This is a genomic window from Larkinella ripae (assembly GCF_054780775.1).
The window spans coordinates 249,264-262,359 of record NZ_BAAGVR010000023.1 but is presented as its reverse complement, the minus strand read 5'-3'; the positions used below and the strand labels follow the sequence as shown (position 1 = coordinate 262,359).

Sequence of the window (13,096 nt, the reverse complement as noted above, 5' to 3'; positions counted from 1 at the left end):
GGACTAATTATAATTAATTTACAAATATAAAGCGGTTTTCATTAATAACGGCAATTTGACAAATTTCGCGGCAGCGACCAGACGGACGAATCTTCTCGGCATGATTGTGAACGGCAAAAAACTGATTGGCAAAATACATTTGTGGCTGGGACTGTCGTCGGGTCTGGTGGTTTTAGTGGTGGCCCTAACCGGTTGCGTGCTGGTTTTTGAGCAGGAAATCAAGCAATTGACCCAGCCTTATTGGTTCGTCGATCAGCCGCCTGGCGGAAAACCGCTCCCTCCCTCGGCATTGCGAAAAATTGCCGAAAAAGCCCTGCCCGGAAAACTCGCCGACGGTGCTTTGTACAGCTTACCCAACCGCAGCGCCGAAGTGGGCTTTTATAATTTCGATCCGGAATACTATTACGTGGTGTACATCAATCCGTATACGGGACAGGTGCTGCACGTCTGGAACGAAGACGACGATTTTTTCCACCTCGTGCTGCACGGGCACAATTCGCTCTGGCTGCCCGACGCCGTTGGCAAACCGATTGTGGCCTGGGCCACGGTGCTGTTTGTGGTGATGCTCCTGAGCGGTCTGGTGCTTTGGTGGCCCAAAAACCGCAGTGCGGCCCGGCAGCGGTTTCGCATCAAATGGAACGCAGCCTGGCGCCGAAAAAACTACGACCTCCACAACGTATTCGGTTTTTACGTGCTGTTGGTTGGGCTGACGTTTGCCCTGACGGGTCTGGTCTGGAGTTTTCAATGGTACTCGCAAACCCTGTACTGGGCAACGGGCGGGCAGGGCTCCGATGCGTACGTCATTCCGCCCTCCGACACCACCGTGGTCCGGAAGGTTTCCTCGTCGATGGAAGCCGTTGACCGGGTCTGGATGAATTATCAGCGGCACTACCCCAACCACAAAGGCATCAATATGTCGTTCCCGCAGGATCAAACGGCATCGATTTATTCGTACGTCAATTACCGGGAAGGAACCTACTACAAAGTTGATTACCACTATTATAACCAACATTCGCTGGAAGAAATACCGGTTACAGGGCCCTTCACCGGCCTCTACGCCAATGCCCCGGTTTCCGACAAGCTCCGGCGGATGAACTACGACATCCATGTGGGGGCCATTGGCGGACTGGCGGGCAAAATTCTGGCGTTCTGCGCCAGCCTGACCTGCGCCACCTTACCCGTCACCGGGTTTATCATCTGGTGGGGACGCCGGAAGAAATCAAAGAAAACCGCCCGCACAATCGGCCAGACCAAGGCGTTCCGGCAGGTTGTCGCGACGCACCACCCCAACCGGCTTCCGGGATAGTTTACAAATCAGGCGGTTTTTTCGGCAATTCAAACACGGCTTGTTGCCGCCCACGCGGGTGTTGGTTGAACCGGGTGGTTCGGACGCCGTAGTTTTGCTTTGTTACCACGAACAACAAGCACTACCATGAACGTACGAAACACCTGGCAGGGACTGGCCTGCACCACACTTTTTCTGTTGGGCAGCCTGAGCGCCCTTACCTCCTGCAAATCCGGTTCACCGGAGCCCGGCCCCGACCCGGGTGAGCCCAGCACCGGCACCAAAGGCCAGTCGGGCTACCTGACCGGCCATGTCATTGACCCGCAGGGCAAACCGCTTCCGCGCGCGACCGTCTACATCGACAACACGGTTATTAAAGGCCACGGCGCCGAAGTCAACACCGGCTCGGATGGCAACTACAAAATGCAACTGGTTAAAGACCTGGGGCAGTGGATCGCCCGAGGGTTTATCCTGAAGCAATACAATGACCGGGTGTACAAGATCCAGCTGGAGCCCGAAAACCCCGATAGTTTCGCGGAAAACGAAAAACCCGTACGCAATTTTCAGTGGAGACTGACCGGCCACGTTCCCGACCTGAGCCTGGATCTGTACTACGGGGGCACGGCGGAACTGCACCGCGACCCAAACGCTTACGAACTGGAAATCAACAAGATTGAATTTACGTTCAAGCCCGTTGGCCCCTTGATCGATGGTTCGACTGGCAAGACCCTGAAACTCCAGACCCGGAAAACGTACGATGATTTTATCCGGGACATTCCCATCGGACGCTACACGGTAACGGCGGTTTACAAACCAACGGGCGAGTCTCTGCGGCTGATCGACTCCTTTGGGGATGACTACAACTACCAGGAATCCGTTACGCTCGACTTTCTGGGCCGCGAATCAGCCGTGCGCTCCAACACGATGGGCATCGGTTTTACGAACCGCCGGTAAGTCAATCGTCGTTGGCCCGACCCACAATTTCGTGGGCTTCTTCCAGATCGTCGCGTTCGGGTTGCGGGATCTCAGCAGCGGCATCCGGTGCGTAGGCCAGCGAAACCAGAATTGGAAAATGATCAGAACCGCAGTTGGGCAACCGCCGGATCGAGCGCAGTTTGAAATGATACGAAACAAAAATGTGATCGAGCGGCCAGCGTAAAAAAAAGTACCGCGCGTGAAAGCTGTTGTAAAGTCCCCGGCCGATGCGCGGATCGAGCAAACCGCTGATGCGTTGAAAAAGCCGGGTGGTGTGTGACCAGGCGACGTCGTTCAGGTCGCCCGACACAATCACCGGCTCTTTCTGCTGCCGGGCTTCCTTGCCCACCACCACCAGCTCCGCATCACGCTCGGTCGAACGGTAATGTTCGGTCGGGCTGGGCGGCATGGGGTGAATTCCGTAGAAATGAACCCGTTGCCCCGAATCCAGTTCGAGCTGGGCGTAAATCGACGGAATATCGTCCTGAATCAAAAACCGTACTTCATGGTGGCGAATCACCAGGCGCGAATAAAACAACAGGCCGTAGGTGTTTTCGAGCGGATGTAAAATCTGGTGCGGATAATCCGTTTCGAGCGGTTTTAGGGCGTCCTGCCACCGCTGGTTGGCTTCCAGAATCAGCACCACGTCCGGCTGGTGCTTCTGAACCAGTTTCAGGACATCAGGACAATGGGTATTGTCCTGATACACGTTGGCGTTCAGAATCCGGATCCGGTTGGCATCTTCCGCCCGTTCCTGGCGCTTCCGAAAATACTGCACCTGCTTGCGGTGGAGGGGTGTAAACGGATAGATCAGCCAGCCTTCGTAGGCCAGCGCGGCCAGTAAGCCCCCCAACGCCACCAGCATCGGCCACTCCGTATGGCGGCTAAAAACCGCCCAGGCCAGCAGGCCGATGGCCGCCAGAACGGTGAGTTGCAGGTGCGGAAAATCCCAGATGCGAATCCACCAGGCATCGAGCCGAACGAGGTGGATAAACGAAATGAAGGTGATCAAAAAGGCGTATCCAATCAGGATGTACTCTACGTTGCTCATTTCAGGTTACGGTGCCAGAAACACGACCGACAATCGATCAGCAAGATAGAAGTTTAATCCTAAATTTCAGACTGACCTTAGGAAACGGGAAAGGGCCGAAAAAAGGAATTCGAAACCGGTTTGTTGAAAACGGGCCGGTAGGTCGCCTGGTCGGCCGCGGGTTTCGGCACATTTCCCGGAGTTTGGCGAACCGGAGCCGGACGAAAATAGCGACGCAGATTTCGGCGAACGATCCGGCCTTTTTCGTAGCCGAACAACATCATTCCGAAAAGCGAGAGGGTTTTGAACAGGTACTGACTAAGGCGGGAATCAGCAGAAGCGTGCATCGTTACAGTTGGTTTTAGCAGTCATGGTGTATTTGTTGTGTGGTCGTTGTCGCCGGGAACCGGAATTCGCCGATCGACACAACAAAGGTAAAGCCACGGGCCGCGACCGCGCTAACGCTGCTGTAACATCGTGTAACACGGATGTAACATAAGGCGAAAACCGCCTAAAAAGGGGATAGAAAAAGGATTTTAGGAGAATTTCATGGAGAGGCAGTTCCGAATCGATTCAGTCTTTTTTTACAAGGCATGCTGTAAAAAAGAACGCATGCGCGGTTTGGAAACTACGGTTCTGTGTTTTCCCCTGAGGGTTTCCTGGTAAAAAATAATCTTATTTAAGAAGCTCCTGACGCATCAATATTCCAGTGATGGCGCTTCAACTTAGCAACGCTAGCCGTATTACTAGTAACCTACTTTTCCCGGTTTCGCTCCGCGTAGTAATCACAATGCGCTTTCAGCACACATTGGTGGCATTTCGGGTAACTCCAGGTGCACACCCGCTGACCGTGCCAGTAAAAATGTTTGTGAAAATTAAACAGAACCGTTGCCTCCTGCGGCAGGTAAGCCAGTAAGATGGCGTGGGCCTTATCGGCGCTGACTTTAGGGCCAATGATTCCCAGCCGCTGCGTCACCCGGTGAACGTGCGTATCGACCGGCAGCACCGGTTTTTGAAAATTGAACAGCAAGAGCAGGGTCGACGTTTTCGGGCCGACGCCGGGCAGGGCCGTCAGCCAGGCCAGGGCTGCTTCGGTGCTTAAGTCCCGCAAAAAATCAATATTCGCTTCCCCGCGCTCGGCGATGATCCGGGCCAGAATCTGTTTGATATACGGCGCCTTAACCTCGGGGTAATTGGCCGGCTGAATAGCATCGATCAGGTCGTCCATCGGCGCATCCCGAATCCCTTCCCAGGTGCTGAACCGCTCCTTCATCCGCCGGAAAGCCGCCACCTCGTTGGCGTGCGTCGTCCGGTGCGACAGGACCGTGGCAATTAATTCGTGCATGGGGTCGAGCCGGGCGTAAATTTCCTGAATCCCGTAGTGTTCATTCAGGATTTCATGCACCAAGACGGTTTTTTCGGTCGCGTCAACAGTCACCATTGAAAAATGATCAAATGATTTTTGTCAGAACAACTGATTGTTCATAGAGTTGGTTAATTGTCGTTGTACTTTTACGGCTCAATTCCGTAAATAAAGCAATGACGACACCTTTCTACCGAACTGCCTTCCTATCCCTCCTTTTAACGGTACTGGCTTTGGCCGGTTTTTCGCAAATTCCCACCCAAACCATCCGCGGCACGGTTTTCGACGCCAGTCAGGGCCGCCCGCTGGTCGGCGCGTCGGTTCAATTGCAGAATTCGGCGGCTCCCAACACGGGCGCCGTTACGGACGAACAGGGCCGGTTTCGGTTATCCAACGTTCCGGTAGGACGCCACCAGTTGACGGTTTCGTTCGTGGGGTACGAACCAACGATTATTAACGAAGTGCTGGTAGAATCGGGCAAGGAGCAGGTTCTGGACGTTCAACTGCAGGCCAGTGTTCAGCAATTGGGTGAAGCAACCGTGGTGGGTTCCCGCACCGACCGCGCCATCAGCACCGAATACATTACCACCGAGCAGGTGCTGCGGTTTCCGGCCACCTACCTCGACCCGGCCCGGCTGGCGACGGCCTACGCGGGCGTGGTGACGACGAACGATGGCACCAACAACATTTCGATCCGCGGCAATTCGCCCAACAGCCTGATCTGGCGGCTGGAGGGAGTCGAGGTGGTCAATCCTAACCACCAGAGCAACGCCGGAACCATCGGTGACCGGCCCACGGCTGCGGGCGGGGGCGTCAACATGCTGAGTGCGCAACTCCTGGGTACCACCCGGTTTTTGACCGGAGCGTATTCGCCGGAATACGGAAATTCAATCGGGGGAGTGATGGATATGAGCCTGCGGCCGGGCAACAACGAACGCCATGAATTTATTGCCCAGGCCGGCCTAATTGGCCTTGATCTGGCAGCCGAAGGGCCACTTTCGAAGCAGAAAGGGTCTTCCTATCTGGTAAATTACCGGTATTCGTTCACGGGATTGCTCGGCGCCATGGGGGTTTCGTTCGGCGGGGAAGACATCCGGTTTCAGGATTTATCGTTCAATCTGAATTTCCCGACCCGCAAAGGCGGCCGGTTTACGGTTTTTGGGGTAGTGGGCAACAGCAGCAATGATTTCGTCGCCAAAGCCACCGACGAGCAGGAAGAAGACAAAGACCGGAACACCATCCGATTCACCACCCGCATGGCCGCCGGGGGGCTGACGTTTTCGCAGCCGGTAGGCACCCGGTTTTTGTGGAAAACCGCCCTGGTTTTGTCGGGCAATCGAAGCAGCCGGACGCAGGACTTTGCGGGTGACGACCGTTTCCGGCCCAATTACGAATCGGATGCGCAAACGGCCTCTAAATCGACCCTGACCTCTTCGCTGAATTACCGGATCAATGACCGAAACAGTTTTAAAGTCGGAGTCTATCTGACCTATGCCGACAACGGCGTGAGCATCTGGCGCGGAACCACTCCACCCATCGTCAGCTCCGCCAACGGGAGTATTTTCGACGGATCGGTAGCCGGCTGGACGATTCAACCCTACGCCAATTACCAATGGTTACCCACTGACAATGTGACGGTTAACGCCGGATTATTCTACAATACCTTTACGTATAACACGAGCCAATCGCTGGAACCCCGCGCTTCCGTTCAGTGGGAGCTTCGGCCCGGCAAAACCCTGACGACGGCTTACGGTTTGCACAGCCAGCCGCAACTGCCCCAGGCGTATCTTTCCAGTAGCCGCGGCATTCCCGGCACCGGTGTTCTATACAGCAACGAATCACTGACCTTCACCAAAGCCCATCATGTTGCGCTGGCTTACAAGCACCAGTTAAGCCCGGCGAGTTACTGGAAACTTGAAGCCTACTCGCAGATGCTGTTTGACGTTCCGATCAGTCTGAACCCCAACAGCGCCTTTTCGACGCTCAACCTGATCGAGTCGTACGTGTTTGAACCGCTGGTCAATGCCGGGAAGGGCCGAAACCGGGGAGTGGAATTGACGTACCAGAAATACCTCTCGAAGAATTATTACCTGCTGGCGTCCGGTTCGGTATACGATTCGCAATACCAGGGGGCCGACGGGATCTGGCGGAGCACGCGCTTCGACGGACGGTTTACGAGCAACCTGACCGGCGGAAAAGAATGGAGCAAAAGCCGCGAAAACCGGGGCAGCATCTGGGGCGTCAACGGCCGGATTACCTACGCGGGCGGTTTTCGCGACCGGCCCATTGATGTAGCCCAGTCGCAGCAGCAGCAAACGACGGTCTACGGCAGTGAGGTGTTCAGCGTCAAATTTCCGGCGTATTTCCGGACCGACCTGCGGGTTTACTGGAAGAAAAGCAAAGCCCGCTACAGCCGCACTCTGTCGCTCGATTTGCAAAACCTGACCGGCGCCCAAAATGCGTTTTACAGCTATTACGATGCCTTTCAGGGCAAAGTCGTGCAGCGGTACCAACTGGGCCTGATTCCGATTCTGAACTACCGCTGGGAGTTTTGAAATCTTATAGGACCGTTTTTTTGTTACATTGGTAACGTCTATCGCAACACAGATTAAATTGCCAGATGTATGGAAACTAAAAAGCAACCGGATCCCATCCCACCCCTCAAGCGAGGCCAATGGAACAGCTATTCTCCGGCCGATATCAAGCGATGGGGAGTTCAACGGTTTTTGGATGAAGTCTGTGAAAAAGAACCCATTCCAATTCCAGATTTAGGCTTTACGAATGAAGAGAACGAACGAATGGATCAGATCTTGAACCAGGAGAAGGAAGCTTCAGCCAATGGTCTTTGACACTAATTTACTTATTGAACACATTCGCCGTCAGCAAGAACTGCCCGCCCGAGCAGTCATTCCTGTCATCGTTGTGGGTGAGTTAGAAGCCTTTGCCCTGAAAGCAGATTGGGGGTATCAAAAGGTTTTATTCATGCAGCGCCTGTTTGAACGGTTCCCGATTATCGAGGTCGTTCGGGAAGTGACTACGTACTATGCCCGGATTGATGCATACAGCCAAGGTAATTTACAGGGACAACCGCTTCCTCCGGGTTTATCGGCCAGAAATATGGGCAAGAATGACATATGGATTGCTGCTACCGCGCTCTATCTGGATCTGGAATTTCACACAACTGACAACGATTTCAATCATTTGCCGCCATTGGGTTTGCGCTTGGTCAAATCGTGAACCAAGGGCTAAAAGGGGTTCACACCGACGCATTCGACCGACTGGCGTATTCGGTCGGCAACACGCCAAACTGTTCGCGGAAGGCTTTCGAGAAATACGAAAGCGAGTTAAAACCGACCTCGTAGGCAATTTCCGAAACCGTAGCCGCCTGACCGCCCAGCAGTTGGGCGGCTCGTTTCAAGCGCATCACCCGGATAAAATCCCCCGCCGACTGGCCCGTTAAGGCCGTGAGTTTGCGGTGCAACTGCATCCGGCTCAGGCCCGCTTCCCGGCCAAATTCCTCGGCCCCAAATTCCGAATTGCCCAGGTTGTCTTCCACGATCGTCATGACCCGCTTCAGAAATTTCTCGTCGGCGGACGTAACCGCAATGTCGGTGGGTTCGATGCGCAGTTCCCGGCTAAACCGTTCGCGGAGTTGCCGCCGGTTTTCGATCAGGTTCTGCACCCGCACCAGCAGCTCCCGCGAATCGAACGGTTTGGTCAGGTAATCATCCGCACCGGTTTCCAGGCCCGTCAGTTTGTTGTCCTGCGTGGCCAGAGCCGTCAGCATAATAACCGGGATGTGGCTGGTGCGCTCGTCGGTTTTGATGCGCCGGCACAATTCCACCCCGTCCATTTCGGGCATCATCCAGTCGCTGACAATCAGGTCGGGAACGTTTTCAACCGCCGTTTCCAGGCCGCGCGCCCCATTTTCACTTTCCAGAATCCGGTATTGTTTTCGGAGCTGGTTGCGGATAAACATCCGCAGATCGTCGTTGTCTTCCACAATCAGCAGCGTTGGCCGGTTGTCGGGGCCTTCCGCAGCGGTCGCGGGCTCTTCCAAAACCGGTTCTGCCAAAAGCGGCACCGATTCGACCGAAGCCCGTTTGGGAAGGGCGCTTTCCGCTCCGGTTTCCACCGACTCCACGTAGGGCAACTCCACCACAAACCGCGCTCCCGGTCCGGTTTTTTGCTCAATCCGAATGGTTCCACCGTGTAACTGGACTACTTCCTTTACGAGCGAAAGGCCAATGCCGGTGCCGGGCTGATCGCCCACCAGCGAGGTGGTTCCCTGGTAAAACCGCTCAAAAACCCGCTCGACCTGCTCCGGGGCAATGCCCGTACCACTGTCCTCCACCGAAATCTGCACGTACGGTTTGTCATTTTTCGTGATTTGCTGCGCCGATAGCGTAACCGATCCGCCGTTCGGGGTAAACTTGAAAGCGTTGGACAGCAGATTCGTGACGACTTTCTCCAACTGATCGGGGTGGTAGCGCACCGACAGCCGATCGTTTGGCAGGTTGACGCTGTACTGAATAGTCCGTTGCTCCGCCATCGACGAAAACGAAGCCGTCGTGACCATCAGCAGGTCGTTGATGGCACCCGCCTGAAGTTGCAGTTCCATCTTGCCGGATTCGATCTTCGACAAATCGAGCAGTTGATTGATGAGTTGCAACAGCCGCTGGGCGTTGCGGTGCATCACCGACACTTCGTTCCAGCGGAAGGCGGCATCGGTGGCGTCGGTCAGGGCGCGCATTTTTTCGGTTAACGTGCCGATGATCAGCGTCAGGGGTGTACGAAATTCGTGGGAAATGTTGGCAAAAAACCGGGACTTCACCTCGTCGAGTTCCTGCAACTGGCGGGCCTGCGTCGCCAGCGTTGCAGCCTGTTCTTCCAGCTGATGGGTCTGATTTTGGAGTTGCTCATTTTTTTCAGCTACCAACTTGCTTTGTTCCAGCAGGGCCTGATTTTTCTGAATTTTCAACCGCTGCCGGCTCACCACCAGCGCACCCACCACCAGCGTCAGCAGCAGCCCCGCGCCGATGGTGTTGCGCCACAAAACCGACACTTCCTGGTCTTTTTTCAGCAGTTCAATCTCGGCCTGCTTCTTTTCCGACTGGTATTCGGCCTGCACCCCGGCGATCTTTTTGGCACTTTCCTCGTTAAAAACCGAGTCGTTGAGCGCCACCCATTTGGACTGAAAACCGTACGCTCTTGAATAATTACCATTGGCGGCATACGCAGCCGCCAGCCCCTTATACGCCAGCAACCGTTCTTCTTTTTGCCGGAGTTGCTCCGCCAACTGAACCGCTTTTTCAAAATAAGCAAGGCTCTGAATTGGCTGGCGGTTTTCCACCTGCGCCTGCCCCAAACCCAGTAAACTCGTCAGAATGCTGGATTGGTAATGGGCCTGTTCACCCACCTTCAACGCCTGCCGAAAATACGTTTCGGCCCGGGCGGGTTGCTTCAGTTTCAGGTAAACCTGCCCCAGGTGGTTCTCGCTCATGGCGACGCCGATGGGTTCTTTGATGGTCTCAAAACCGGAGCGCGCCTGATTCAGATACGAAATGGCTTTGGCGTAATCGCCCTTCAACTGATGAACCGTTCCGATGTTGATGAGCACCCCACTCTGCCCGCGCGGATCGGTGCCGGCATTTTTGCGGTACGAAAGCCAGTAATACTGTAAAGCCTGGTCGTATTTTTGTTGGTGCTCGAAAACTACGCCGATGGCATTGTACGTGCCGGACATGACCAAATTCCCTTTCTCACCCATTTTTTCAGCCGCTTTCAACGACTTGAAGTAATAATCAATGGCCTGGGAAAAGTCACCCATCGAATTGTAATCCACCCCCAGGTTATGGTAAGCGGCCGAAAGTCCCTTGGTATATTTCGCCTGCTCCAGATAAGGCAGGCTGGCCCTGGTCGATTGAATGGCATCGGCGTACCGGCCCTGCGACCAGTGACAAATTCCCTTCAGGTAAAAGCTTTGGCCGATTCCGCGCGTAAAATTCAGGCGTCGCGAGAGCTGCATGGCTTCGTCGGCATAGTGCTCCGCTTTCTGAATGTTGACGCTCCAGTACAGGCTCACGGCATCGTTCAGCAACTGCACCCGGAGGGTATCGGGACCGGCTTTTTTCAGCAGAACCTCGATGCTGTCGCGCTTGCTTTGCTGGGCCACGGCCCACCCACTCATGCCCCAAAAAAGAAGTAGTAAAAATATTCTCATTGCCCCACCGGTTTTACACGTGCAAGTTACACGGATCGTGTCATATGTCTTGTAACGAATTGAGTAAGTGGCAGTAAAATTTCGCATCCACTCATTTCAAAAGTACAATATCCCGCCCCTTGTTAGCACTTTTTAAATAAAACCGCCCCGATGTTACGAGCGCGCTAAAGGATGTTACAAGGGTGATAACGCCCCCACCACTTTCGATTTTAGTTTTGCAACCGTAACGAATTTTACTTAAACAACAAATCTACTGTTCACACCAATGAAAAAGGTTTTCATCTTTTTTCTCGTCTCTTTACCCGGTTTGCTTGCCCCGGTTTTTTCGTTTGATCTGCCCGGCGACAAACTGCCCGCTGCGCCGGTGATTCAGCCCATCATCGGCCAGGAAGGCAAATGGTTATCGGTTCTCCTGCCCGAATTTACCGGGGGTGGTTTGGTCTATATGGATTACACGCTGCGCCGGTTTTCGGGGACCCCGCACAACGATCAGGGGGCTTCGATGCCGGAAGGGCTCAGCTTCAATGCCAACCTCCGCAACCTGGTCGGGATGCCCAGGAAAGCGGGCCGGTATACGTTTATGTATGCCGCCGGCAAAAGCGGTCACATCGGAATGGCGACCATCACGCTGATCATCAAACCCAATCTGATGCCCGTAGCACCCTCCGTCGGTTTTCAGGAGGTCCGGGCAGGGCAAAATTTTTCAATTCAGCTTCCCGAATTTTCGGACCCCGAAAGCGCTCCGCTCACCCTGAGCGCCAATTTTCTGAGCAGTCATACCTCCAATCCATCGTGGCTCAGCTTCAACCCGGCGACCCGCAAAATTACGGGCACCGCGCCCGTCAATTCGGGACCGGCCCAAAACCTGCTGGTGATGTATATGGCCAAGGATGAGGTCGGAAACCAGGGAATCGTCCAATTTAAGATCATCATCAAACCCGAGAGCGGGCAGCTACCGGCCTACAACCAGCCGGCGATTGGGCCCAAGATCAACCCGGTTTATACCAAGCAGGGTAAGTTTGCCGAGATCGAGTTACCCCGGTTTACGGATCGGGAAAACAACAACCTGACCTACACCCTGACGTATGATGGCAACGGCTCCACGCAGACCGGAATGCCCGGTGGCCTGAGCTTCGACCCCAACACCCGGAAAATTACCGGAGCGCCACTGATGGCGGGTGCGTACAAAATGTATTACAAAGCCCAGCAGGCGGAAGCCGATCCGACCAGTATTTCGTTTTCACTGGTCGTCGAAGCCAACGCCCTGCCGGTAGCCCCCAAGGTCCAATCGCAGGTCGTTGAACTGGGCAAACCGTTCAGCTTTATCCTTCCCGCCTTTACCGATCCGGAAAATGACCCGATCACTTACCAGTTCGGTTTCGGCATTGGCTACAACGGTACCTACGAGTCACTGCCCAATTGGCTCCACTTTGACCCCACTACCCGCAAACTCTACGGAATTGCAATGGATGAACGCAGCCTGCTTCTTTCGCTCCGCGCCTTAGACAACATCAACATGGGCACGGTGAACTTTAAATTTACGGTGCGGAAAAACACGGCACCCGTAGCCCCGGCGGTCAAGAATTACGTTTACCAGGTCAACAAGCCGATGAAGGTCAATCTGCCGGTATTCACGGACCCGGAGCGCGATCCGATTACGCTCACCCTGGTTGGTTTGGATTTTGGTTTGCCAAACGGCCTGGTGTTCAAACCCGGAGACCGCGAGCTTTCCGGAACGCCCACCAAAGTTGGCGAGTATACGCTGCATTACATCGGGAAAGACGACAAAGGGCTGATCAGCAGTGTTTCATTCAAGCTCCAGATTGTTCCTTACGCCCCCGCGTCGAACACCACGGCCCGGCTGGCGGCTGAGTCGGCTGAAGTACCCCGCGAATGGAACGCCACGATCTTGGGCAATCCGGTGGTGGGCGAAGAAGTCGAACTGGAAGTGAGCGAAGCGCAGGGCCAATCCCTGAACTTCCAGCTCACGGACGCCAGCGGCAAACCCCTCGCCGAGCAGTCGCAGGATTTCCAGCTCTCTTCGGAACGGGTTCGTCTAAAAATTGGCAAGCAATTGTCCGGCCTGTATCTCCTCAAAATTGCCGGAGGCAGCCAGATGAAGGCGCTGAAAGTAATTAAATAAATGATGAATTAGGAACGATGAACGATGAATGAGCTAGGCGACATAATTCATCGTTCATCGTTCCTAATTCATCATTC

General features: G+C 54.5%; 10 protein-coding genes. 6 read left to right on the top strand and 4 right to left on the bottom strand.

The window, feature by feature from the left end:
- Positions 1-100: 100 nt before the first annotated feature.
- Both ACYVHX_RS18475 and ACYVHX_RS18470 read left to right on the top strand, forming a co-directional pair.
- On the top strand, positions 101-1,306 hold the full coding sequence (locus ACYVHX_RS18475; RefSeq protein ID WP_460673154.1) for a PepSY-associated TM helix domain-containing protein: 1,206 nt from the start codon (positions 101-103) through the stop codon (positions 1,304-1,306).
- A gap of 126 nt (positions 1,307-1,432) precedes the next feature.
- Positions 1,433-2,239 (top strand): carboxypeptidase-like regulatory domain-containing protein, encoded by an 807-nt coding sequence (locus ACYVHX_RS18470; RefSeq protein ID WP_460673153.1) that lies wholly within the window; start codon positions 1,433-1,435, stop codon positions 2,237-2,239.
- Between the two features lies 1 nt (position 2,240).
- On the opposite strand, the gene ACYVHX_RS18465 is transcribed toward ACYVHX_RS18470, so the two are convergent.
- The 3 genes from ACYVHX_RS18465 to ACYVHX_RS18455 form a co-directional block, all read right to left on the bottom strand.
- Positions 2,241-3,311, bottom strand: coding sequence for an endonuclease/exonuclease/phosphatase family protein (locus ACYVHX_RS18465; protein ID WP_460673152.1), 1,071 nt, complete (start codon positions 3,309-3,311; stop codon positions 2,241-2,243).
- A 77-nt stretch (positions 3,312-3,388) separates the two neighbouring features.
- Positions 3,389-3,637, bottom strand: coding sequence for a hypothetical protein (locus ACYVHX_RS18460; protein WP_460673151.1), 249 nt, complete (start codon positions 3,635-3,637; stop codon positions 3,389-3,391).
- Between the two features lie 407 nt (positions 3,638-4,044).
- Positions 4,045-4,731, bottom strand: a complete 687-nt coding sequence (locus tag ACYVHX_RS18455; protein WP_460673150.1) for an endonuclease III domain-containing protein — start codon at positions 4,729-4,731, stop codon at positions 4,045-4,047.
- Between the two features lie 98 nt (positions 4,732-4,829).
- Between ACYVHX_RS18455 and ACYVHX_RS18450 the strand changes: the two genes are divergently transcribed.
- The 3 genes from ACYVHX_RS18450 to ACYVHX_RS18440 all read left to right on the top strand — a co-directional run bounded on the left by ACYVHX_RS18450 (position 4,830) and on the right by ACYVHX_RS18440 (position 7,890).
- On the top strand, positions 4,830-7,208 hold the full coding sequence (locus tag ACYVHX_RS18450; RefSeq protein ID WP_460673149.1) for a TonB-dependent receptor: 2,379 nt from the start codon (positions 4,830-4,832) through the stop codon (positions 7,206-7,208).
- Between the two features lie 69 nt (positions 7,209-7,277).
- Entirely contained in the window at positions 7,278-7,502 is a 225-nt protein-coding gene (locus ACYVHX_RS18445) for a hypothetical protein (protein ID WP_460673148.1), read from the top strand.
- Positions 7,492-7,890 carry a type II toxin-antitoxin system VapC family toxin gene (locus ACYVHX_RS18440; RefSeq protein WP_460673147.1) on the top strand — a complete coding sequence of 133 codons (399 nt, stop codon included), beginning with the start codon at positions 7,492-7,494 and terminating at the stop codon, positions 7,888-7,890. The genes ACYVHX_RS18445 and ACYVHX_RS18440 overlap by 11 nt, the downstream gene beginning before the upstream one ends.
- Positions 7,891-7,909: 19 nt before the next feature.
- Here ACYVHX_RS18440 and ACYVHX_RS18435 read toward each other — a convergent pair whose 3' ends face one another.
- The gene (locus tag ACYVHX_RS18435; RefSeq protein WP_460673146.1) at positions 7,910-10,876 is read right to left on the bottom strand and encodes a hybrid sensor histidine kinase/response regulator transcription factor; all 2,967 of its coding nucleotides are present in this window, start codon (positions 10,874-10,876) and stop codon (positions 7,910-7,912) included.
- Between the two features lie 265 nt (positions 10,877-11,141).
- Between ACYVHX_RS18435 and ACYVHX_RS18430 the strand changes: the two genes are divergently transcribed.
- Entirely contained in the window at positions 11,142-13,019 is a 1,878-nt protein-coding gene (locus tag ACYVHX_RS18430; RefSeq protein WP_460673145.1) for a putative Ig domain-containing protein, read from the top strand.
- Positions 13,020-13,096 lie beyond the last annotated feature (77 nt).